Below are 21,961 nucleotides of genomic sequence, written 5' to 3' on the forward strand. Positions count from 1 at the left end.
AGCTGTGGGGACTGAAAACTGAAAAATCCGTCCCCTCCCGTGCCGGGAGGGGACGGACGGTGCCCGCGCACCGGAGAGCGAGGACGGCGCGTGACTACCGCAGAACCCGGTCCTCACCGGGCAGGAGCGCCTTCTGCCACGGACTGACACCACGAATCCGCGAGTTGGCCAGGGCCGCGATGAACAGCAGGAGGAACATGCCGGCACCGGACATTAGCTGGATGCGTGCACCCGCGTCCGCGAGCATCAGCAGCCCGAGGGCGACGAGTACGGCGAGGGTCGCCCACGTGCACACGGGCCAGGCCCACATCCGGATCGGCAGCTCTGACACCCGCTCCAGTCGGCGCCGGAGTTTCAGCTCGGAAACGGTGATGAATCCCCAGACGATGAGCAGGGAACCTCCTGCCGCGTTGAGCATGAACCCGAGCAGCCAACCCGTGTCCGCGAAATTCAGCACTACCATCACGGTGGCGAGGATGATCGACAGGATGATGGCCGGGACAGGGACCTTTCTGGCATTCACCCGGGAGAATATCGCCGGAGCGTCGCCGCGCTGGGCCAGCGAGAACATCATCCGGGAGGAGGCGAACAGTTGGGCGTTGAACGCGGAGAGCAGTGCGAGCACGATCAGCGTCTCCATCAGTCCCACGACCCCGGGTATTCCGGCGAGCCCCAGAACGAGGGCGAATGGGCTGTCCGCCGCGGTGTTGGCCGCCCCGAGGGTGGAGTAGGGCAGGAGGAAGGTGATCACCAGGACACTGCCCAGGTAGAACACGCTGATCCTCGTGATCGTCGTGCGCACCGCGTTGACCAGTGATCTGCCGGGATCCTCGGATTCGGCGGCAGCGATGGCGACCACCTCGATGCCACCGAAGGCGAAGGCCACGGCGAGCATGCCCGCGGCGACTCCGCCCAGACCGTTCGGCATGAACCCGTCCGCCGTGAACACCGACGACCCGATGTACGGGTGCCCCGGGAGCAGGCCGAAGATGAGAAGGAACCCGATGACTAGGAATCCGGCGAGCGCGAGCACCTTGATCAGTGCGAACCAGAACTCGAACTCACCGAAGGCCCGGACACGCAGGAGATTGACCACCCCGAAGAAGACGACGAACACGAGCGCCGGGACCCACTGCGGGATCGACAACCAGGAACCGATGATCGCCGCGGCCCCGGTCATCTCGGCGCCGAGGACCGCGACGGTGGCGAGCCAGTAGATCCAGCCCTGGGTGAATCCCGCCCACCGGCCGATACCGAGCTCCGCATACTCGGAGAACGAACCGGAGGCAGGCACCACCGACCCCATCTCGCCGAGCATCCGCATCACCATCACGGCGATCGCCCCAGCGGCGATGTAGGCCAGCAGCACGGCCGGCCCGGCAGCCCTGATCCCGACGCCGGTTCCGAGGAACAGTCCCGCCCCGATGGTCGAGCCGAGGCCCATCATGGTTAGGTGCCGGACCTTGAGCCCGGATCCCAGGTGGGTTGTGGTTGCTGTCACGGCGCTCACGTCTCCTGCTGCGTGTCGGCTGAGAATAAAGGTTCCGCAGAACAAGTTACGCGCCTGACGGTGGCGGCGGGACACCGGCCCGGCATTCTCAATTCAGGGAGACGTGGCGTTCGACACGGTTCCCGAGGACCGACCGGATCACGGGCCACTCATGCTCCAGCGCCGAATACAGCACGGCATCATCGAGGGTCCCGTTCCGGAGTCTTGCATGTGAACGGAGGACCCCGTCGCGTTTGAATCCGAGGCGCTCGATGGCGGCCCGGGACGTGGTGTTGGAGAACTTCGTCCGGATCCCCACCCGCGCGCAGTTCAACTCGTCGAACGCGTATCTCAGCAGCAGGAGTTTCGCCTCGGGGTTTGCTCCGGTGCCCTGCGCCGAGGCGCGGAGCCAGGTATACCCGATCTCCAGCCGGGGGACCGTAGGATCCAGATCGTAGAAGCAAGTCACTCCGAGCGCACTGCCGCCGGTCGCTGCGCGAATGACGAACGGGACCATCGTTCCGTCGGCGGCCTGCACCAACTTGCCCGCGATGTCCGCAGTCATGTCGTCGGGCGACGGGGTGGAGGTCCACCACTCCCGGTGGAGATCGCCGTCGCGGACGGCCTTGGACAGCTCCGCAGCATCGTCCGGGTGCAGCGGGGACAGCTCGACGATCCGGCCGGTGAGAGTGGGAGGAGAACTGATCCAGGGCATGGTCGGGTCCTTGTCGTCGTAGTGCCCCGGGGGAAGGGGGCGCCGTCGCGGATTAGCGTAGCCGGTCGCTGGCGTATGCCGCGCTCGGCGGAAGACCGCCGGGCGCGTTCAGGCTCGGGATTGAGCTAGTTCGCGTGCAGGTCGGCGTTGAGCTCCACCTTGGCGGAGCCCCATGCGGTGGCCTCGACCGCGCCGGTGAGCGAGTTCCGGCGGAAGAGAATATTCGAGGCGCCCGATAGCTCGACGGCCTTCACGGAGTCGCCGTCGGCGACCCCGGCGGCCGTAGCTACGTCGCCGAGAACCTTCACCTTGGTTCCTGCGGTGACGTACAAACCGGCCTCGATGACACAGTCATCGCCGAGCGAGATGCCGCACCCTGCGTTGGCGCCCAGCAAGCAGCGCTCGCCCAGGGAGATGACCTGCTTCCCACCGCCGGACAGTGTACCCATGATGGAGGCGCCGCCGCCGATGTCGGTGCCGTCGCCGACGACGACTCCCGCGGAGATGCGGCCTTCCACCATGGAGGAGCCCAGGGTGCCGGCATTGAAGTTGACGAAGCCCTCGTGCATAACCGTCGTGCCCTCCGCGAGGTGGGCGCCCATACGGACCCGGTCGGCGTCGCCGATGCGGACCCCGGTGGGGACGACGTAGTCGATCATCCGGGGGAACTTGTCCACCAGATGAACGGTGACTTTGCCGCGGCGGGAGAGTTTCGCCCGGGTGATCTCGAAATCGGCCACCGGGCAGGGCCCGAAGTTCGTCCAGACGACATTGGTGAGCAGCCCGAAGACGCCGTCCATGTTGAGGCCGTGGGGATGGACTTTGCGGGTGGACAGCAGGTGGAGCCGCAGGTAGACGTCGTACGCGTCCGTCGGGGCGTCATCGAGGTCGGCGATGACGGTACGGACACCGACACGCTCGACACCGCGATCGTCGTCAGGACAGGCGAGGGGGGCGAGGTGATCGGGCAGATCTGCGGCGTCGAGGCGGGTCGTCCCGGGGATCTGTTCTGTGTCTGTGAGCTCGGGGGCCGGGAACCAGCAGTCGAGAACGGTTCCGTCGGGTTGGATGGTGGCGAGTCCGGTGGCTAGTGCTGCAGTCATGGCCTCCAACCTACCGGATACGGCGACGGCCGCCGGATCCACCTACCGGTGGACCCGACGACCGCTGCGATGCGGGGGATTACCCCGGTTGTCACTTCAGTTCGCGGCTTCGGGCGGCTTTGGCCGCCTTCGCGGTATTCGCCCCCGGAGCCAGGAACGAGAGGCCGACGAGCGCACCGAACACGACGATGACCGAGAGAACCTGGTACCGGGCTGCGGAATCGGACAGCATCAGCATGGTGAGGACGACGAGCATGCTGAGCGTGATCCAGCCGAGCCACGGGAAGCCCCACATGCGAACCGAGATCTCGTTGTTGCGTTCCAGCTCCGGGTGCAGGCGGAGGTAGCTGACGATGGTGAAGCCCCAGATGAGCAGCAGTGAACCACCCACGGCGTTGAACAGGAACTCGAGGAGGCCTGCCGGGTTCCAGTACTGCAGAGCGACGGAGACGAACGCGAAGAACATGCTGAGCAGCACGGCGTTCATCGGGACCCCGTCCTTGTTCGTCCGGCCGAGAAGCTTCGGGGCGTTCCCCCGGGTTGCGAGTGAGTAGGCGAAACGGGAGGTGCCGTAGATCTGGGCGTTGAACGCACTCAACAGCGCCAGGACGATCACGAGTTCCATGATCCCCACGATGCCCGGTACGTGCGCCATCTCGAGGACCCGGGTGAATGGGGACTCGGCGGCAGAGTCCGCACCGCTGATCTGGTCGTAGGGCAGGAGGAAGGTGATCACGAGGACGGCGCCGAGGTAGAACACCACGATGCGCCAGATGACCGAGCGGACGGCGGTGGCGATGTTCCGCGCGGGATCGTCGGACTCCGCTGCCGCGATGGTGACGATCTCGATTCCGCCGAAAGCGAACGCCACGGCAAGCAGACCTGCCGCGACACCAGGGAGACCATTCGGCATGAAGCCGTGATCACCGATGAAGTTGCTGAAGCCGACCGGGTCCGTACCCGGCATGAGTCCGAAGACAAGCAGCGCACCGATGATCAGGAAGATGATGATGACCGCGACCTTGATGAACGCGAACCAGAACTCGAACTCGCCGAACCCGGAGACCTTCCAGAGGTTGATCGCCGCGAAAACGACGACGCAGACGAGAGCGGGTATCCAGGGAGCGACCCCGAACCACTGCGACATGATTCCGGCGGCGCCGGTCATCTCCGCACCCATCACCATCACGAGCAGGTACCAGTACAGCCAGCCGGTGGAGAAACCGGCCCAGTGGCCGAGGGCCATCTCGGCGTAGTTGGAGAAGGAACCGGATGCCGGACGGGCTGCCGCCATTTCCCCGAGCATCTGCATCACGAACACCACCAGGATGCCCGCGAAGACGTAGGCGAGGAGGACGGCTGGGCCGGCGATCTGGATGCCTACGCCAGTGCCGAGGAAGAGCCCCGCGCCGATTGCGGATCCCAACCCCATCATGGTCAGATGTCGTGTCTTCAGCCCGGAACCGAGTTCAGTTCTGGAGTTCTCAGTGATTGTCATGGATAAACAATAACTGTTGGTTCCCCTGTGCAAACGCTTAAAACCCCCGGCAGTGTCGAGGAAGCGGTGCGGATTCGGCCCGCGGTGTCCGGATCTCACCGGGCCGTCGTCGGTGTGCGGCCCTGTACGGTGCACAGACGCCTTGTGGCGATCGGCGCGGGTATCCCGGCAGAGTTGACCGGCAATGTGGTTTACGGGGGTGGTTGGTCCTGGCTCCTGCCCCCGCTGGGAACTTTGGGACAGGTGGAGTTGTGTAGGGAACAGTCCGGAATCTGAGAGAAGATCAGCGGCGCCGGGCGACCGGCTCCGGGGATCCCGGCTCATGGTCAATGTGCCAGCCGGACTGACCGCTGAGCTGCGTCGCGGGAGCCGTGACACCGCTGTCTGGGAACCGGAGTGTGGTGGTTCGGTCGACGACAACGTTGTTGCCGATGACGCAGTCATCGCCGAGATCGATCCCGATGACGCCTGCGCCGACACCGATCCGGCAGTTGTCGCCCACACGGACCGGATGCGGGACGTCTGCCCCGCTCGCATCGTCTGTGAGGACGGTCGCAGATAACCCGATGTGGGTGCCCGCTCCGATGACGGTTCCCTCGGACATGAGACCCTCAATGTGGGCCGGTCCGACAGAGCCGGAGTTGTAGGACACGAAGCCCTCTCGCAGCACTCTGGTGCCTTCCGCGAGATGTGCCCCCAGACGGACCCGTTCGGCCTCGGCGATCCGGACACCGGTCGGCACCACGTAGTCCACCATTCGCGGGAGGATGTCGATGGCGTAGACATGGATCAGTCCCCTGGATCGCAGGGAGGTGCGCACGAACTCGAAGTTCTTCGGTAGGCACGGGCCCTTGTTTGTCCACACCACCGTCGCGAGGAGTGACTCGAGTCCCTCCAGATTGGTGTCGTGGGGGCGGATCATCCGGTGGCTCAGAAGGTGTAGTCGCAGGTACACGTCGTGCGCGTCGATCGGGGGTGCGGATAGGTCGGGAATGGTCGTATGGACCGCCACCTGTTCAACCATCCGGTCCTCATCGAGCCTGACCAATGACAGGAGCTTTCGGCTCAGTTTCGCCGCTCCCAGCCGGATTGTTCCGGCGGACACCACCGGTTCCGCCGTGAGTTCCGGTTGCGGGTACCAGGTGTCCAGAACCGTGCCATCCATGGCGATGTTGGCGATACCGACTGCGCTTGCTCCCGAAGTAATCATCGCCCCCAGTTTAGCTGCTTGTGCCCCGACAACAGACATGCTGTCTGACAGGATTACCCCGAAAGTGTCACCGGGTGGGCTGAGGTCGAAAGGGGTGCGCGGACCGTGGGCGCTAGGGTGGGGTGCGTGACCGACATCAGACTGGACCTCACCGCCGACCCCGTTGACCTGACAGCACAACTGGTCGACATAGCAAGCCCTTCCCACCATGAGGGCGCGATCGCCGATGCCATCGAGTCCGCGCTCAGAGAACTCGCGGAGGGTACGGGAATTGAGGTGCTCCGTCACCGCAACAACGTGCTCGCCCGTACCGACAGGGGACTGCCCGAACGGGTCATTCTCGCCGGACACATCGACACCGTTCCGGTGGCCGACAACGTCCCCTCCACACGCGGCACCGATGCCGAGGGCCGGGACACCCTCTTCGGCTGCGGGACCGTCGACATGAAGAGCGGCGACGCGGTCTTCCTCAATGCCTTCGCCCGGCTCGCGGAAAGCCCCGAGCTGTCTCGCGACCTCACCCTCATCTGTTATGAATGCGAAGAAATCGCCGCCGAGTTCAACGGACTAACGCACCTGGTGAGGGATCATCCCGAATGGCTCACCGGTGACGTCGCCATTCTCGGGGAACCTTCGGGGTCGGTGATTGAGGCGGGCTGCCAGGGATCCATCCGGGTGAAGATCACCGCGCACGGTGTCCGTGCACACTCCGCACGGTCCTGGCTCGGCCTCAATGCCATGCACCTTCTCGCACCGGTAATCGCCCGTATCGCCGAGTACCAACCCGGTGAGGTCTGCATCGACGGCTGCACGTACCGCGAAGGCATCAACATCGTGCGCTGCGAATCCTTCGTCGCCACCAACACGATCCCGGACGAGGCGGTACTCTATGTCAACTACCGCTTCACGCCAGACAAGACCGCCGACGAGGCGATGGCCCACCTGCACGACGTCCTCGGTATCCGGGGCGACGAACGCTTCACCGTGGTTGCCGACGACATCTCCCCTGGAGCCCTCCCCGGTCTCGGGCAGCCCGCCGCCGCGGAGCTCGTCGAGGCCACCGGGGGAGAATTCCGGGCGAAGTTCGGCTGGACCGACGTTGCCCGCTTCGCTGAACTCGGTATCCCGGCAGTGAACTTCGGTCCCGGCGACCCGTCCTTCTGCCACAAGCGCGACGAGCAGTGTCCGGTCCACATGATCACCGATGTCTCCGAGACCCTCCTGAACTACCTGCGCCACTGACCCGGAGTCGACCCGGCGAACCGGGCGCGCCGGTGGACCGGGGCGCCAGAACGGACGTGGGGCGTTACCCTGCATGGTGCAGACCCCGTTAGGCAACACCACAACGACAACCGCGAAGGACATCGATGAGCGAGAACACCACGAGCCGGAACCGCTACATGCGCGGCCCCGTACTTGTGCGGGACGGCGGCACGCAGGAGTCCACCACGGACCAGCGGTTGCTGGACACCCAGAAATCGACAGACTGGCTGCACGAGGATCCCTGGCGCGTCCTGCGGATTCAGAGCGAATTTGTCAACGGCTTCGGCGCCCTGGCAGAGATGCCCCTGGCTGTCACCGTCTTCGGGTCCGCCCGCCAGGGGGAGGAAACGGAGTACTACGCGCTCGGAAGGGAACTCGGGGAACAGCTCGTGGCTGCCGATTACGCCGTGATCACCGGCGGCGGCCCCGGACTGATGGAGGCCGGGAATCGTGGGGCGACCGAAGGCGGAGGATTGAGCGTGGGGCTCGGCATCGAACTGCCCCACGAGGAACGGCTCAACCCCTATATCGATCTCGGGCTCCATTTCCGGTACTTCTTCGTCCGCAAGACGATGTTTCTCAAATACAGCCAGGCCTTCGTCTGCCTGCCCGGCGGATTCGGCACCCTCGACGAGCTCTTCGAGGCGCTTTGCCTCGTGCAGACCGGAAAAATTACCAACTACCCGATCGTCCTGCTGGGCACCTCCTTCTGGTCCGGGTTGGTTGACTGGATCAGGGAGCAGCTCGTGGCCAACGGGATGATCGCGCCCGAGGACATGGATCTCGTCATGGTCACCGACTCCCCGGAGGAGGCCGTGGCCCACATTCGCGCCGCCCACCGGGGACTTGCCCGAGAAGCCGAGGAGACCGCCGCCCGTGACTCCGCGGCCGACGCCCGGGCCTAGCCCCATGCGACCGCGACGTTCCGGATACGGGGGAGACGACGGTCTGCCGGTCGTGATGGCTATCGTCAACCGGACACCCGACTCCTTCTATGACCGGGGAGCCACCTTCGCACTCGGGGACGCTCTCGAACGGGTCGACGCTGCGGTCGCGGCCGGCGCTCGCATCATCGACATCGGCGGTGTGAAAGCCGGTCCCGGGGGCCACGTCGGCGAGGCAGAGGAGACAGATCGCGTCGTCCCGCTCATCGCTGCAACGGCGCGCAGGCACCCCGAGGTGACGGTATCCGTCGACACCTGGCGAGCCGGCGTCGCGGACGCGGCGATCACCGCGGGTGCACGGCTGATCAATGACACCTGGGCAGGTCACGACCCAGAGCTCGTTGAGGTTGCCGGCGCGCACCGTGTCGGTTACGTCTGTTCCCACACCGGGGGAGCGGTCCCCCGGACGCGGCCGCACCGCGTGCACTACGACGATGTGGTGGCGTCGGTGATCGACGAGACCACCACGCTGGCGGAACGTGCCGTGACGTGCGGGGTTCCCGAGGACCTCGTCCTGATCGATCCGACGCACGACTTCGGAAAGAACACTTTCCACGGGCTTGAACTACTGAGGCGCGTTGATGAACTCGTCGACACCGGGTGGCCCGTCCTCATGGCACTGTCCAACAAGGACTTCATCGGGGAGACCGTCGGTAGACCCCTGGAACGCAGGGTGTCCGGGACCCTCGCAGCGACCGCCTGGGCCGCGGCCCGCGGTGTTGCGGCCTTCCGGGTGCACGAGGTCGAGGACACCGTTGACGTACTCCGGATGACCGCGGCGATTCGTGGCGACGTCCGCCCGGTGGCCGCAATCCGGGGGCTGGCGTGATCGGGGGCCCGGTACTTCGGGATGTCAGTGTGGTGATTCCCGCGCTCAACGAGGAATCGACCGTCGCGGGTGTCGTCGCCGCGATTCTCTCAGATGAGCCGGGTGAGGTGCTCGTCATCGACTCGGGTTCCCGGGATGCGACGGCGGCTCGCGCCCGCGCCGCCGGTGCCCGCGTCCTGACACGGGAGGAAGCCCTCCCCGGAGTTCCGGTGAGACCCGGGAAGGGTGAGGTGCTCTGGCGTGGTGTCGCCGCTGCTCGGGGAACGGCGGTTGTATTCATCGACGCGGATCTGAGCGACCCCGAACCGGGGATGATCCGAGCGCTGATCGCTCCGTTCGACGATCCCCGGGTGCACCTCGTCAAGGGGGATCACCGCCGTCCACTCGGGGACGACATCGATGGTGGGGGTCGGGTGACACGACTGACGGCACTGCCGTTGCTTCGTGCCCTCAACCCCGAACTCGCCCACATCCGCCAACCCCTGACCGGCGAATACGCGATTCGCCGCCGTACCGCGGTCGATCTTCCCTTCGCCACGGGGTGGGGTGTGGAAGCGGGTCTACTCCTCGATGTCGCGTCCCGGTTCGGCCCCGCAGCCGTCGCCTCCGCCGACCTCGGGATCCGTCGTCACCGCAACAAGCCGACCCAGGATCTAGAGCCGGTGGCCGATGCGGTGGCAGCTGTGATTTTGTCGAGGAACGGCATCGATCCGGTGGGCGTGTGTACTACCCCCGAGCGTCCCCCGCTGTCCGTGCTGTACCCCGCAGCCACCGACGGGTAGCCTGGTAGGGGTTGAGGACATACCCGCCACCATGATGAGTGGCCTGCCCCGAGGAGCTGACCCTGTGTTGACCTGGATCATTTACATTTGCATTCTGCTGGTCCTCATCGTCGTGTTCACCGTTGCGTTCGGGCTGTTGTTCGGACGGGGAGAGTCGCTTCCCCCGTTCGAGGAGCAGCTGCCCGACGTCCATGCACACAACGAAGCTGCTGTCCGAGAGGGGCGGGTCGGCGACATCCGTTTCCGGACTGTCCTACGTGGCTACCGGATGGATGAGGTCGACCGAGTGATTGAAGCCTACGAAAGCAGGATCGCCCGACTCCGGACCCAACTCGACAGGGATAACGCTCCGGTCGAGTGAATCAGTGCCGTGCCTGTGCCGGCCGTCGCCGGTGTGTTGAAAAAAGACTAGGCTGGTAGGCGATACTTCTTAAAACACAAGCTTGTGAAGGAGCTGGACGTAATGGCAGCTATGAAGCCCCGGACGGGAAATGGTCCGATGGAAGCGGCTGAGGAGGGGCGCAAGATCGTCATGCGCATCCCCACCGATGGTGGTGGTCGTCTCGTGGTCGAGCTCAACAAGGAGGAAGCCGCCGAACTGGGTGCCCTCCTCGTCGAGGCTGCGGGCTGACCCTGCCGCTTCAGCAGTAATCGGACCGTCCCGGCAGAAGAACGCCGCGGACGGTCTCTTTTCCGTCATACGACTCTCTGCATCGACGAAAAACCACCCTGTGGCGCCGTTGGGCAGGCTCGTTCGCTACGCGGAACGATCATGCGGGTATCATGAACCGCGCTGACCGGTCACTGTGCCCGGGCCGGATCAACAGCGGCGCCGGTGCACGATTCCATTCACCAACGGTAAGGAGTTTCCCCGACGTGCTCACAGATATCTCCGATGTTCTGGCGGATCCGGTGGATGGGAGTCCTCTGAGCCTCGACAGTGACAACTCCCGGCTGAACAGTGCGTCGGGCAGACACTACGGCATCGCCGGTTCCGGGTACGTGACACTGACCATCGATGAGGTCCACGCCGACCGGGCGGACGATGACCGTATGGTCACAGCGCGCGAGACCTTCCTCTCCCGGGGACACTACGCCCCCTTCGTCGAGGCTGTGACCGGCGCGGTTCAGCTCGCCCTCGATGATGCCGGTGTCGACGATGACGCCCGCCCGGTTATCTGCGAGATTGGCGCAGGCACCGGGTACTACCTCTCCCACACACTTGATGATGTCGAGGGTGCCAGGGGCGTCGGCATCGACCTGTCGATCCCGGCTGCCGAACGCCTCACGACTTGCCATCCCCGGGTCGGGGCCGTCGTGGCGGACGCCCGGCACCGGCTGCCACTGCGGGACGCGTCGGTTGATGTCGTCACCGTGGTGTTCGCTCCCTCGAACCCGAAGGAATTCGCCCGCGTCCTCAGGCCCGGTGGTCAGGTCGTTGTTCTCACCGCGGAAGCAGGACATCTCACGGAACTCCGCGAACCGTTGGGCATCCTCGATGTTCCCGAGGGCAAGGCTGCACAGGTCGTGGAGCAGTCCTCGGAGTGGTTCGATCCGGTTGGGGAACCGGAGCTCGTCGAATTCACGATGCGCCTCGATCAGGAGTCGATCGCGACGCAGACGGGTATGAGCCCATCCGCACGCCATATTCCCTCGGAAATCCTCGCTGAACGCGCCGCACGGCTCCCGGACCACATGACCCTTACCGCTCGCGCAACCGTGACGCGGCTCCAGGTCCGCTGACACCGGGGCCGACCCGCACAACAGGAAAGCGGGGCGCTCCGCTTTCCTGGTTCGCTACTGCTCTACCGGATCCGGATCGAACCCGTCCTCGACCTCACCGAGATCGGTGGAGTCGTGGGACAGAGGGCCGAGCGTCATCGTCTGGAGAACACGCGCGTCGCCGTCGGCGCGGATGGTAAAACCGCTGCAGCCGCCGGTGAAGTACACCCGACTCGCGAGAGCCGCAACCCCGCCGTCTGCGAAGACCTCAATCGTCGATCCGTCGACGATGACCGTAAGAGAATCGGTGTCCGCCTCTGCGAGGGGGCCGGAGGCGACCTGGTCATCACGGTGCGCCGAGTTCATGGAGCGGTCCAGGATGACGCGGTCGCCGTGATGGCTGACGGTCGCCGCCGTCGTACCGGAACCGTCGAGTACGTTGATGCTGACGGACCCGTCCCCGACATCGAGCATCGCGGTGAACATCCGCGCTGCGGTGGTCCCGGGGATGACGTCCGGCAGACCGGGTGTAGGGGTCTGGAACAGCCGACCGCCCTGGAGCGTGACCAACCTGGGCATGGACAGGCAGTTGGCCCAATTCTCTTCAGTGAGACTCTTGTGCCGGGTGGGGTCGTCCTTACGTCCAACACCGTTCATCAACCCGAAGACCAGTGCGCTGTCGCTATGGCGCTCGCCAGTCCCCGTACCGATGAAGTTCGTGTTCCGGGGCCGGGTGAAATCGTGGCCGAAGTCCATCCGCGTAAACGGGGTCCGTACGGTGAATCGTGGGCCGTCCAACGCTCCGACGAGGTACCCGGAGATGTCCGGCCCATCTTCCTGCTCGACCGTGGTCAGCAGGACATCGCGCAGTTCGCCGTCGACTTCGTCGCGGAGCCGGAGCAACCGTGGACTGACCATGCAATGCCCACCGCTGACACCCGGGTCACCCTCGAAGCTCATCGGCCCGCGCACCGTCCACTTCCGGAGATCCTCGGAGTCGAGGATGACCAGCCGCGGCTCGTCGACGTCTCCGGTGACGGCCAGCATCAGCCACGTTCCGGGGCCGTCCGCCAAGACACAGGGCGACCGGAAGTTGTGCCATCCGTCATGGTCCCCCAGCACCCGGCCGATCCTGGACACCGAGGAATCGAGGGCGAGTACATCGTCATCGAGTTCCGCGACGGTCTCGGGCAGTGCGGGGATCGAGGCGACGTGTACCTCGGTTCCGTCTGGGGTGACGGAGGTGAAGAAGAGCTCCGCAGCACCGGAATCCCCGACTGGGACGACGGAACCCGCACGTACCTGGATCTCCGTCCCCTGCGGGGCGAGGACATCGTCGCAGATATCCCAGTCGTAGGGGTTCGTGACGTCGAGCGCCTGGTGTGCCCAGCGGGCGGGAGCTCCCTGCGTCGGCTGATACTGCAGAAACACGTGCCAGAGATCAGCGTCTCGGATCGCAGCGGCCGGGGCGTTGAGGATTCCTTGCTCAGCGGTGACGTGCAGTTCAGGGCGATGGGTTGTGTAGGTCATCGGTGTTCGGACTCCGGAATCGGTGTCAGTGTGTGTCGAGTGAGCGGCGGCCGGCATTCACATCAGGGAGCGGTAGACGTCGATGGTCTGTTCCGCGATGGTCGCCCAGGAGAACTCCTCGACCGCGCGGCGGCGCCCGATCTCTCCGATGCGACGGGCCCGTTCCCGGTCGGAGACCATGGCGTTGACTGCTGCTGCGAGATCCCGCTCGAAGATCTCTGGGTCGGTTTCGTCGTAGTGCACGAGGGTGCCGGTCTCACCGTCGACGACAACCTCGGGGATGCCGCCGACGTCGGAGGCGACGACCGCGGTGCCACAGGCCATGGCCTCGAGGTTCACTATTCCGAGTGGTTCGTAGATTGAGGGGCAGGCGAACGTGTCCGCCGCAGTGAGGATCTCCTGGATCTTCTCCTTCGGCAGCATCTCGGTCACCCAGAACACCCCACCTCCCCGGGAAGCGCGGAGTTCGTCGACGAGAGCGGTGGTCTCCGCGGCGATCTCCTCTGTGTCGGGAGCGCCGGCGCAGAGGACCAGCTGAACGTCCGGATCGAACATCTTCGCTGCCTTGACCAGGTGGCCGACGCCCTTTTGTCGGGTGATCCGGCCGACGAATGCGACGATCGGCTTATCCGGATCGACACCGAGTTCGGTCAGAACCGAGGAGCCGTGGGACTCGATGGCGTCGGTGAAGGTTGGGCGTGGCTGCCACAGCTCACAGTCGATGCCATTCAACACAACGTGGATTCTGTCCGGATCGATCCGCGGGTAGGCGTCGAGGACGGCGCCCTTCATCTTCTCGCTCACGGCGATGACTGCATCCGCGTACTCCATGGTGTTCTTCTCGGACCAGCTGGAGACGTCGTAGCCGCCCCCGAGCTGTTCCCGTTTCCATGGGCGGTGCGGCTCCAGGGAGTGCGCCGTCGCAACGTGCGGGATGCCGTACAGACGGGCGGCGAGGTGTCCGCCGAGACCGGCGTACCAGGTGTGTGAATGGACCACATCGACCCCCGATGCGCCATTCGCCATACGGAGTCCCGTCGACAGGGTCCTGATGGCTGGGTTCGCCTCAGACAGCGCCGGATCGACGCCGTGGGCCCACGTGTTCGGTTCATCCCGGTCGGCTCCCATGCAGTGCACGTCAACCTCCACGAGTTTGCGCATGTAGCGCGTCAACTCGGTGACGTGAACGCCGGCACCGCCGTAGATCTCCGGGGGATATTCCTTGGTCATCATTCCAACTCGCATGCCACCGACGATAGCCGTGCCCGTCACGGCCTGCAGGAACAGCTGGCCGGGGGAGGGGTGGATACGGGGAAAGGGACAGCTCTTGGTCTCTGCGAACATGGGATATCGTCGATCTTTAGCCTCGTTGGCCGCTGAGGCAGGGGGTGCGCCTGAAGTGGTCCTGATCAGAACCTGTGTCGCGTAGCCACGCGTGTTTTGGTCGCAGGTGCTCTGATCCAAGGGCCCTGGAGGTCGGTGTGACGTACAGCATGTCGGCGTATCTGTGGCTGTGGCCACGGGTTTCGCACTTTCGCTGCAGTCAATTCCGCGGAATACCCTCCATCCGTGACCAATGTCTTATACAGTGATTTGTGTGAGGAGCCAACCACATGTCCTAGCCATCGTCCTCGCCGGCGGTGAGGGTAAACGCCTGTCCCCCCTGACGGAGGACCGTGCCAAACCCGCTGTGCCCTTCGGGGGCACCTACCGGCTGATCGACTTCGTTCTGTCCAACCTCGTCAACGCCGGATACATGCAGGTCTGTGTGCTGACGCAGTATAAGTCCCACTCCCTCGACCGGCATATCTCTCAGTCGTGGCAGTTAGCCGGACTCGCAGGGCAGTACATCACCCCCGTGCCTGCCCAGCAGCGTCTGGGTAAGCGGTGGTTCACCGGGTCCGCGGACGCAATTCTCCAGTCGCTCAACCTCATCTACGATGAGGACCCGGAGTACGTCATCGTGTTCGGCGCGGACCACGTTTATCGCATGGATCCCCGCCAGATGGTGGAGGAGCACATTGCGTCCGGTGCATCCGTCTCCGTCGCGGGCATCCGGGTCCCCCGGTCCGAAGCGACAGCGTTCGGTTGTATTCAGTCGAACGATGACGGTGAGATCACCGAATTCCTGGAGAAGCCCTCCGATCCGCCTGCGACACCGGACGATCCCGACATGACCTTCGCGTCGATGGGCAACTACGTCTTCACCACCGAGGCGCTCGTTGAGGCCCTGAAGGCAGACGCGAAGAATGAGAATTCGGACCATGACATGGGAGGGGACATCATTCCCTACTTCGTCAGCAAGAACGAGGCCCACGTCTACGACTTCTCTTCGAACCAGGTTCCCGGTGCCACCGACCGAGACCGCGGATACTGGCGTGATGTCGGTACCATCGACGCCTTCTATGAGGCACATATGGACCTGATCTCCGTACATCCGGTATTCAACCTCTACAACCGCCGTTGGCCGATCCACAACACCGACACTGGAAACTACCCGCCCGCAAAGTTCGTTCAGGGTGGTATCGCCCAGTCGTCCATGGTGGCCTCTGGGTCGATCATCTCCGGTGGTACGGTACGGAACTCGGTGCTGTCTGCCAACGTGGTCATTGAGGAAGGCGCCACCGTCGAAGGCTCCGTTCTCATGCCGGGGGTCCGGGTCGGGAAGAATGCCGTGGTCCGTCACGCGATCCTGGACAAGAATGTGGTGATCTCCGAAGGGGAGTTCATTGGGGTCGATCATGAGCGCGACTCGGGGCGTTTCACCGTGAGTGCCGGCGGTGTCGTCTGCATCGGTAAAAACGTCGTCGTCTAGCCTGCTGGACAGGTTGCACTGGCTGCCGCGCTTGTCGCGGTGACACCGGCAAGCGGGGCAACAACGGCAGAAAGCGCGTTCACGGGATGACCGTGGACGCGCTTTCCTGCGTGCGGTGGTAGATCAGGAGGAGGGTGCCGGGCGCTTCGTGAGGATCGTCATTCCCGCGCCCAATGGAAGCCGGGTAACCAGTGCACCGTCCATCTGACGGACGTGTTCATCGGCCTCCCGGGCGGCGATGGTGTCGCGGTCACGCCGCGTGTCATCGGACAGAGTGCCGTCGAGGAGGCAGTCCGCGAGGATGAGCACCCCGTTGTCGCTGAGCAGGGGCCAAGCCGCGGTGATGAATGCCTTGAGGTCGCTCGGGCGCATGTCGCCGTAGACCAGCTGGTAGGAGCCGTGGGCGAGGCGTCCCATCACTTCGAGGGGCCGCGATGGGAGGAACCGGAATCTGCTGGGACGGTAGCCGGCGGCGGTGAAGGTTGCTCGGGCCTGCTTCTGGTGCTCCGCCTCCGGGTCTATGCACGTGAGATGTCCCCGCTCGCCGAGGCCCTCAAGAAGGTACAGGCCCACAACGCCTGCGGCCGGTGTGACGGCGATGGCGCCCGCCGAGTCCGACGCCACCGCGCCGGCGGCGAGGGTGCTGAGGAGGGAACCGGTGATCTCGTCCGGGACGACGAGCCCGAACTCGCCCGCGTCGCTCCGGGCATTGGTGAGCTCGGGTGGGGTATCGGTGGTCCCGGAGATGTAGGAACTGAGGGCGTTGAAGGTAGTGTCACTCACGGGTTCAAGTGTATGGCCCGTGCCGGTTAAAACGGGCGCAACCCGCCGGTTGTGGTGGCTGTGGCGCCAGTGAATGACCGGGGGAGGGTAATGGGGGCACCGAAGGGGTGTTACGGAACTGACGCGGGAAAATCAGGATGGTTTAAGGACCTGCTTCGTTATAGGATAGATCCCTGATGGAGAATCAAACCATGATGTCCGATCCCTCCGGAATGACCAGTCCCGCTGATGTCCAGTCGACCACCGACTGCGATGGAGTGGCAGCTGCGGAACTCCGTGGAACCGCCGCGTTCGACGCCGGTGCCGCGGCGATGCCGAGTTGGTCTGAGCTGGTCGAAGAACACGCGGACGGCGTCTACCGGCTTGCTTACCGGTTGTCCGGTAATCAGCACGATGCCGAGGACCTCACCCAGGAGACCTTCATGCGGGTCTTTCGCTCCCTCAAGAACTATCAGCCCGGTACGTTCGAGGGCTGGCTTCACCGCATCACCACGAATCTCTTCCTCGACATGGTCCGGCACCGCACCCGCATCCGGATGGAGGCGCTGCCGGAGGACTACGACCGTGTCCCCGGGACCGAGATGACCCCTGAGCAGGCATACAACTTCGCCAACCTCGACCCGGTGCTCCAGAATGCACTCGACGCCCTGAGCCCCGAGTTCCGTGTCGCGGTCGTTCTCTGCGACGTACTCGGCATGACCTACGACGAAATCGCCGACACCCTCGGTGTGAAGATGGGTACGGTACGTTCACGTATTCACAGGGGACGAAGCCAGCTGCGCAGTAGTCTCGTGGATGCCGCGCGCACCGACATCGATGCCCAGCTTCTCATTCCCGTGAGCGCAGACAACTGACCGTCCTCCTGGTGTGCCTCCCGCGTGCGCGGAGACGCAGACTCACGGAACCGCGTATTCTTGACGACAGACACCGGAGAACCCGGACGATGGTCCGGCTCCGGATGGTGAAGTACAGGGAGGCGGTTCTGTATGACCGGACAGCAGCCCGATGACGGGCGGGCGCCCTGCGGAGATGCTCCGCGTCGGGCACGACGTCCCCGCGAGTTCGCTTCTGTCGAGCACCTGAGTCCCGAAGCGGTGGCCGCCTTCGTGGACGGTGAACTTACTCCGGGCGCAGCACACCGGGCGCGGGTACACATGGTTCACTGCGTCGAATGCCGGGATGATGTCGACCAGCAGCGACGTGCGGCGGAACGCCTCCGCATCTGCAGCGAGAACGATGATATCCGTGTCCCCAGCTCCCTCATGGAACGGTTGACCTCGATAGCTCAATCCTGTCCGGCGGGGCCGGGAATTGAGGATGCTGTGTGTTCGCCCCCGGAGACTCTGCTCGACAAGGTCGATATCCTGTACCGCGCGGTCCGTCGGTCGCGGGGTCGGTGATTACGTATGCCTTGCCAGGGAGCACACTTCAGTTAGGATGAAAGGGTGTTCACCAGTGTCGGTTGGTCCGAGATAGCCGTTCTCTTTGTCGTCGGTCTGATAGTCATCGGTCCCGAACGCCTTCCCCGTGTCATAGAGGAGGTCCGTGCGGCGATTCTGGCCGCGCGGACCGCCATCGATAACGCCAAACGCTCAATGAACGAGGAATTCGGCCCGGAATTCGAGGATATCTCCGGTTCTCTCGGTGAGCTCGCCGCCATGCAGCGGATGGGGCCACGTGCGATACTCACCAAGACCCTCTTCGACGGGGACGACAGTGTCCTCGATGCCTTCGATCCGAAGAAGATCATGTCCGGAGATACCGCGGGCCGCGCACACAGGCAGCGGGCCGCGGAACAGGGCACCACCGTCTCCCGGGCCGCCGAGGAGACGGTTCGCGTCGATCGGCCATCCGATGGATCCACCTCCTCTCGCCCGGTGGCTCCGCCGCCCCCGGATGCCGGGCGATCCGGGGCCGGGGACTGGTCGGACGTCACCTAACCGCCGAGTCAACAGCAGAAAAAAGTCCCCGGGGGTGGATGTCCCCGGGGACTTTTCTTCGGAACCGGTCACTGCTGGTTCGCGACCCCCAGATTCAGGGATCTACCGGCCAGCGACTCACGTCGTACGACGATCTTGTCCGCGATACCCCTGATGGCCTTGGACGTGGGTGACTCAGGATGCGCGATAACCACGGGGACACCGACGTCACCACCGGCGCGGAGCGCCGGATCGAGGGGTACCTCACCGAGAAGATCGATTTCGGTGCCCGTCAGGATCGACAGTCGGTCCGCCACGGTCTGCCCGCCACCGGCACCGAACACGTCGACGGTGGAGCCGTCCGGCATCACCATCGCCCCCATGTTCTCGATGACTCCGGCGATGCGCTGCCGGGTCTGCTGGCTGATGGATCCCGCGCGCTCGGCGACCTCGGCCGCAGCCGCCTGCGGAGTGGTGACGATGAGCAGCTCCGCATTGGGGACCAGCTGTGCGACGGAGATAGCGACATCGCCGGTACCGGGTGGCAAATCGAGTAGGAGCACATCCAGGTCACCCCAGAAGACATCGGTGAGGAACTGCGTGATCGCCCGGTGCAGCATGGGACCCCGCCACACGACGGGGGAGTTGCCCTCGACGAAATGGCCGATCGAGATCATCTTCACACCGTGGGCCATTGGCGGCATGATCATATCGTCGACCTGGTGCGGTCTCTCATCCGATCCGAGCATGTGCGGGATCGAATGGCCGTAGATGTCGGCGTCCAACACACCCACGGAGAGTCCTCGGGCAGTGAGCGCCGCCGCGAGATTCACGGTCATGGAGGATTTACCGACTCCTCCTTTACCGCTGGCGACCGCATAGATGCGGGTCGTGCACCCCGGCTGGGCGAAGGGATTAACCACCTCGGTGGCGTTGCCCCGGAGGCTCGTACGCAGTTCGCGGCGCTGTTCGTCGGTCATCACGTCGGTTGTGACGGTCACGTCTGTGACACCGTCCACCTCGGCGACCGCAGCCCTGGAGTTCTCCGTCAGGGTCGACTTCATCGGGCAACCGGCAATGGTCAGATAGATCTCGACCTGCACGGATGAGCCGTCGATGGCGATGGATTTCACCATACCGAGCTCGGTGATAGGGCGCCCGATCTCCGGGTCGGTCACCCGGGCGAGCGCGGCACGGACTTCGGATTCAGTCACGGTAGTCATCACCAGACGATCCTAGCGCGCCATCACCCCGTCACGCTGGGCGGGGCGTTCGCTGATCCGCCGGTTACATCACCCCGCCGAGGTCACCGATTATCGTCGTCACGCTGTTTAATCTCGCCCATGGTCGGTTCCGCGAGCAGGTCCTTTCCGTCGCGTTCGCCGTGCGTGAGATGCTCTCGCGCCTGCCGCGCCGCTGATTCATCGTCGATCTTGGCTTCGAGGCGCTCGAGGAGATCCGTCAGCTCCTCGAGTTCCCGGCGGAGGTAGTCGCGGGTGACCGTCTCGCCGACGGCGATCCGGACGCCGGCGAGCTCACGAGCGAGGAATTCCGTGTCTGCTTTCGTCTGCTCACTCCGTCTCCGGTCCTCCGCGATGACCACGCGGTCCCGGTCCTCCTGCCGGTTCTGGGCGAGGAGGATGAGGGGAGCCGCGTAGGCCGCCTGTGTGGAGAATGCAAGGTTGAGGAGGATGAATGGGTAAGGATCCCAGCTGAAGGTCCAGGCGCCGACGTTGAGTGCGATCCAGATGATTACGAATATCGTCTGCCAGAACAGATACTCACCGGTACCGAAGAACCGGGCGACTTTCTCCGCGAATGCGCCGACCGAGTCTCCGTCGATGTTGATGAGCTTTCGACGCTGGCCGGCTACCGGGGTGTCGAGATCGATGCGCTGGTAATCAGCCACGGGTGGGCTCCTTCACGGTGTGGTGGGGAAAACGGACGGGGTGGTGGCGGCGGGATGTCACCTGGGTGCCTGTGGACCGGGGTGTAGCAGAGGTCGCCTGCCACCCAGTTCCGGATCGGGGCGTAGACCGCGCTCACGCCAGTCATCGGGGAGCATGTGGTCCAGGAGATCATCGACGGCTACGGCGCCGAGGAGGTGCTTGTCGGCGTCGAGAACCGGACCGCACACGAGGTTGTAGGTGGCGAAGTAGCGTGCGGCGGTCTCCTGGTCGTCGTCCGCATACAGCGGGGGCAGATCGGGGTCGAGGCAACCCCCGACGAGTGATCCTGGAGGTTCCCGGAGAAGACGCTGTAGATGGACGCAGCCGAGGTATTTTCCGGTCGGTGTCGCCGTCGGTGGACGAACGACGAACACCATCGACGACAGTGATGTTGGCAGCTCCGGATCGCGGGCGAACGCGAGCGCCTCGGCGACCGTCGTCTGCGGGGTCAAAACCAGGGGCTCGGGGGTCATCAGGGCGCCGACAGTGTCGGGGGAGAAGCTCATCAAGCGGCGGACCGGTGCGGACTCTTCCGGGTTCATCTCCTCGAGCAAGGCGGCGGCCTTAGCGTCCGGCAGTTCACCGAGGAGGTCGGCGGCGTCGTCCGGATCCATCTCCTCGAGGACGTCCGCGGCCCGCTCAAAGTCGAGGGCGTCGAGGAGTTCGGCCTGCCGATCCTCGGGCAGCTCCTGCATGACGTCGGCGAGCCGCTCATCGTCGAGTTCGACGGCGATCTGCTCCCGTTGCTGGGCGGGCAGGGCGTACAGCTGCGTCGCGATGTCCGCCGGGCGCATGTCATCGAACTGGGCGATCATCTCGGCGGTCGCGTCCGGATCGCCGGTGCCGCCTGCGGAGATGCCGTGGACGTGGGACCACGGAACGACGTCGAGTTTCGGGCGCCGTCCGAACTTGGGTTTCTCGTGGTACACGGCGACCCTCGAGATCACCCAGTCGCGTGTGCGGATTCGCTCCAGCTCGACATCGGCGATCTCTAAGGCACGGCCGTGGAGGTGGTCGAGCTCCGGGTCGTCGACCTGGATTTTCGATCCGACGATGTCCGCCATGATGCTGAGTTCACCGGTTCTCGACTGAAATGCCCGCAGTGACACCGATCCGGTGGCGAGCACGATCTCCTGGGGCTCGATTTCGGCGATCCGGAGCATCGGTAGGAAGATCCGCCGCTTGTTGAGCATCTCTACGACGAGGCCGAGCGCCCGGGAGGTCTGTCCGTTGGGGCGCACCGCGATGACGATGTCCCGGACACGACCGATGACATCGGTGTCTGGACCACGGACGACCATACCGGAGAGACGGCCTGCGTACACACGGGTGATAGGGCTCATGTTGATCTACTTTACTGTGCCGTCGACCGGGGAACATTTCGACCCGGCGAGCCGTTGTACGGAGTGG

22 protein-coding genes are annotated in these 21,961 nt (G+C 64.7%); 11 read left to right on the top strand and 11 right to left on the bottom strand.

Going from position 1 to position 21,961, the window contains the following annotated elements:
• Positions 1–94 precede the first annotated feature (94 nt).
• The 5 genes from JDV76_RS03945 to JDV76_RS03965 all read right to left on the bottom strand — a co-directional run bounded on the left by JDV76_RS03945 (position 95) and on the right by JDV76_RS03965 (position 6,015).
• Positions 95–1,447: an amino acid permease gene (locus tag JDV76_RS03945; RefSeq protein WP_232958866.1), complete on the bottom strand. Its 1,353-nt coding sequence runs from the start codon at positions 1,445–1,447 to the stop codon at positions 95–97.
• 151 nt (positions 1,448–1,598) lie between these two features.
• The gene (locus JDV76_RS03950; RefSeq protein WP_198735578.1) at positions 1,599–2,204 is read right to left on the bottom strand and encodes a GNAT family N-acetyltransferase; all 606 of its coding nucleotides are present in this window, start codon (positions 2,202–2,204) and stop codon (positions 1,599–1,601) included.
• 125 nt (positions 2,205–2,329) lie between these two features.
• Positions 2,330–3,307, bottom strand: a complete 978-nt coding sequence (gene dapD / locus JDV76_RS03955) for a 2,3,4,5-tetrahydropyridine-2,6-dicarboxylate N-succinyltransferase (RefSeq protein ID WP_198735579.1) — start codon at positions 3,305–3,307, stop codon at positions 2,330–2,332.
• Between the two features lie 91 nt (positions 3,308–3,398).
• Positions 3,399–4,805, bottom strand: coding sequence for an amino acid permease (locus JDV76_RS03960; protein ID WP_198735580.1), 1,407 nt, complete (start codon positions 4,803–4,805; stop codon positions 3,399–3,401).
• Between the two features lie 283 nt (positions 4,806–5,088).
• Positions 5,089–6,015: a DapH/DapD/GlmU-related protein gene (locus JDV76_RS03965; protein ID WP_198735581.1), complete on the bottom strand. Its 927-nt coding sequence runs from the start codon at positions 6,013–6,015 to the stop codon at positions 5,089–5,091.
• A 135-nt stretch (positions 6,016–6,150) separates the two neighbouring features.
• Here JDV76_RS03965 and dapE point away from each other — a divergent pair, with 135 nt between their 5' ends.
• The 7 genes from dapE to JDV76_RS04000 all read left to right on the top strand — a co-directional run bounded on the left by dapE (position 6,151) and on the right by JDV76_RS04000 (position 11,576).
• The gene (gene dapE / locus JDV76_RS03970; RefSeq protein WP_198735806.1) at positions 6,151–7,257 is read left to right on the top strand and encodes a succinyl-diaminopimelate desuccinylase; all 1,107 of its coding nucleotides are present in this window, start codon (positions 6,151–6,153) and stop codon (positions 7,255–7,257) included.
• A gap of 125 nt (positions 7,258–7,382) precedes the next feature.
• A complete protein-coding gene (locus tag JDV76_RS03975) occupies positions 7,383–8,183 on the top strand; it encodes an LOG family protein (RefSeq protein WP_198735582.1) in 801 nt (266 codons plus the stop codon).
• A 4-nt stretch (positions 8,184–8,187) separates the two neighbouring features.
• Positions 8,188–9,051 carry a dihydropteroate synthase gene (gene folP, locus JDV76_RS03980; RefSeq protein WP_198735583.1) on the top strand — a complete coding sequence of 288 codons (864 nt, stop codon included), beginning with the start codon at positions 8,188–8,190 and terminating at the stop codon, positions 9,049–9,051.
• 29 nt (positions 9,052–9,080) lie between these two features.
• Positions 9,081–9,833, top strand: a complete 753-nt coding sequence (locus tag JDV76_RS03985; RefSeq protein ID WP_198735584.1) for a glucosyl-3-phosphoglycerate synthase — start codon at positions 9,081–9,083, stop codon at positions 9,831–9,833.
• Between the two features lie 67 nt (positions 9,834–9,900).
• Complete coding sequence (locus JDV76_RS03990) at positions 9,901–10,194, top strand: DivIVA domain-containing protein (RefSeq protein ID WP_232958823.1); 294 nt, start codon at positions 9,901–9,903, stop codon at positions 10,192–10,194.
• Positions 10,195–10,296: 102 nt separating this feature from the next.
• Positions 10,297–10,464 carry a DUF3117 domain-containing protein gene (locus JDV76_RS03995; RefSeq protein ID WP_198735586.1) on the top strand — a complete coding sequence of 56 codons (168 nt, stop codon included), beginning with the start codon at positions 10,297–10,299 and terminating at the stop codon, positions 10,462–10,464.
• Between the two features lie 245 nt (positions 10,465–10,709).
• On the top strand, positions 10,710–11,576 hold the full coding sequence (locus tag JDV76_RS04000; RefSeq protein WP_198735587.1) for a methyltransferase domain-containing protein: 867 nt from the start codon (positions 10,710–10,712) through the stop codon (positions 11,574–11,576).
• A gap of 54 nt (positions 11,577–11,630) precedes the next feature.
• Here JDV76_RS04000 and JDV76_RS04005 read toward each other — a convergent pair whose 3' ends face one another.
• Together JDV76_RS04005 and glgA are read right to left on the bottom strand one after the other, a co-directional pair.
• Positions 11,631–13,085, bottom strand: a complete 1,455-nt coding sequence (locus tag JDV76_RS04005) for a GH32 C-terminal domain-containing protein (RefSeq protein ID WP_198735588.1) — start codon at positions 13,083–13,085, stop codon at positions 11,631–11,633.
• A gap of 57 nt (positions 13,086–13,142) precedes the next feature.
• Positions 13,143–14,330, bottom strand: a complete 1,188-nt coding sequence (gene glgA, locus JDV76_RS04010; RefSeq protein ID WP_198735807.1) for a glycogen synthase — start codon at positions 14,328–14,330, stop codon at positions 13,143–13,145.
• Positions 14,331–14,661: 331 nt separating this feature from the next.
• Here glgA and glgC point away from each other — a divergent pair, with 331 nt between their 5' ends.
• Positions 14,662–15,900 carry a glucose-1-phosphate adenylyltransferase gene (gene glgC / locus JDV76_RS04015; RefSeq protein WP_198735589.1) on the top strand — a complete coding sequence of 413 codons (1,239 nt, stop codon included), beginning with the start codon at positions 14,662–14,664 and terminating at the stop codon, positions 15,898–15,900.
• A 123-nt stretch (positions 15,901–16,023) separates the two neighbouring features.
• Here glgC and JDV76_RS04020 read toward each other — a convergent pair whose 3' ends face one another.
• A complete protein-coding gene (locus JDV76_RS04020; RefSeq protein WP_198735590.1) occupies positions 16,024–16,683 on the bottom strand; it encodes an O-methyltransferase in 660 nt (219 codons plus the stop codon).
• Positions 16,684–16,895: 212 nt separating this feature from the next.
• Here JDV76_RS04020 and sigE point away from each other — a divergent pair, with 212 nt between their 5' ends.
• The 3 genes from sigE to tatB all read left to right on the top strand — a co-directional run bounded on the left by sigE (position 16,896) and on the right by tatB (position 18,623).
• Complete coding sequence (sigE, locus tag JDV76_RS04025) at positions 16,896–17,537, top strand: RNA polymerase sigma factor SigE (RefSeq protein WP_232958869.1); 642 nt, start codon at positions 16,896–16,898, stop codon at positions 17,535–17,537.
• Positions 17,538–17,669: 132 nt separating this feature from the next.
• Positions 17,670–18,083, top strand: a complete 414-nt coding sequence (locus tag JDV76_RS04030) for an anti-sigma factor family protein (RefSeq protein ID WP_198735591.1) — start codon at positions 17,670–17,672, stop codon at positions 18,081–18,083.
• Between the two features lie 45 nt (positions 18,084–18,128).
• A complete protein-coding gene (tatB, locus tag JDV76_RS04035) occupies positions 18,129–18,623 on the top strand; it encodes a Sec-independent protein translocase protein TatB (RefSeq protein WP_198735592.1) in 495 nt (164 codons plus the stop codon).
• Positions 18,624–18,691: 68 nt separating this feature from the next.
• Here the strand turns inward: tatB and JDV76_RS04040 are convergent, their stop codons facing one another.
• The 3 genes from JDV76_RS04040 to JDV76_RS04050 form a co-directional block, all read right to left on the bottom strand.
• Positions 18,692–19,825, bottom strand: coding sequence for an Mrp/NBP35 family ATP-binding protein (locus JDV76_RS04040; protein WP_198735593.1), 1,134 nt, complete (start codon positions 19,823–19,825; stop codon positions 18,692–18,694).
• A gap of 83 nt (positions 19,826–19,908) precedes the next feature.
• Entirely contained in the window at positions 19,909–20,511 is a 603-nt protein-coding gene (locus JDV76_RS04045; RefSeq protein ID WP_198735594.1) for a DUF1003 domain-containing protein, read from the bottom strand.
• 57 nt (positions 20,512–20,568) lie between these two features.
• Positions 20,569–21,894, bottom strand: a complete 1,326-nt coding sequence (locus JDV76_RS04050; RefSeq protein WP_198735595.1) for a magnesium transporter MgtE N-terminal domain-containing protein — start codon at positions 21,892–21,894, stop codon at positions 20,569–20,571.
• Positions 21,895–21,961 lie beyond the last annotated feature (67 nt).

This window comes from Corynebacterium marambiense (genome assembly GCF_016342275.1).
Classification (GTDB): Bacteria; Actinomycetota; Actinomycetes; order Mycobacteriales; family Mycobacteriaceae; genus Corynebacterium; species Corynebacterium marambiense.

What these genes read in the sequence shown, in the direction of transcription:
- JDV76_RS04040 (WP_198735593.1), bottom strand. Translation starts at nt 19,825, where the DNA reads ATGACTACCGTGACTGAATCCGAAGTCCGTGCCGCGCTCGCCCGGGTG.
- JDV76_RS03945 (WP_232958866.1), bottom strand. Translation starts at nt 1,447, where the DNA reads ATGATGGGCCTCGGCTCGACCATCGGGGCGGGACTGTTCCTCGGAACC.
- JDV76_RS03950 (WP_198735578.1), bottom strand. Translation starts at nt 2,204, where the DNA reads ATGCCCTGGATCAGTTCTCCTCCCACTCTCACCGGCCGGATCGTCGAG.
- folP (WP_198735583.1), top strand. Translation starts at nt 8,188, where the DNA reads ATGCGACCGCGACGTTCCGGATACGGGGGAGACGACGGTCTGCCGGTC.
- JDV76_RS03975 (WP_198735582.1), top strand. Translation starts at nt 7,383, where the DNA reads ATGAGCGAGAACACCACGAGCCGGAACCGCTACATGCGCGGCCCCGTA.
- glgC (WP_198735589.1), top strand. Translation starts at nt 14,662, where the DNA reads ATGTCTTATACAGTGATTTGTGTGAGGAGCCAACCACATGTCCTAGCC.
- JDV76_RS04005 (WP_198735588.1), bottom strand. Translation starts at nt 13,085, where the DNA reads ATGACCTACACAACCCATCGCCCTGAACTGCACGTCACCGCTGAGCAA.
- JDV76_RS03965 (WP_198735581.1), bottom strand. Translation starts at nt 6,015, where the DNA reads ATGATTACTTCGGGAGCAAGCGCAGTCGGTATCGCCAACATCGCCATG.
- JDV76_RS04050 (WP_198735595.1), bottom strand. Translation starts at nt 21,894, where the DNA reads ATGAGCCCTATCACCCGTGTGTACGCAGGCCGTCTCTCCGGTATGGTC.
- dapD (WP_198735579.1), bottom strand. Translation starts at nt 3,307, where the DNA reads ATGACTGCAGCACTAGCCACCGGACTCGCCACCATCCAACCCGACGGA.
- JDV76_RS03960 (WP_198735580.1), bottom strand. Translation starts at nt 4,805, where the DNA reads ATGACAATCACTGAGAACTCCAGAACTGAACTCGGTTCCGGGCTGAAG.
- glgA (WP_198735807.1), bottom strand. Translation starts at nt 14,330, where the DNA reads ATGCGAGTTGGAATGATGACCAAGGAATATCCCCCGGAGATCTACGGC.
- sigE (WP_232958869.1), top strand. Translation starts at nt 16,896, where the DNA reads ATGACCAGTCCCGCTGATGTCCAGTCGACCACCGACTGCGATGGAGTG.
- JDV76_RS04030 (WP_198735591.1), top strand. Translation starts at nt 17,670, where the DNA reads ATGACCGGACAGCAGCCCGATGACGGGCGGGCGCCCTGCGGAGATGCT.
- JDV76_RS03995 (WP_198735586.1), top strand. Translation starts at nt 10,297, where the DNA reads ATGGCAGCTATGAAGCCCCGGACGGGAAATGGTCCGATGGAAGCGGCT.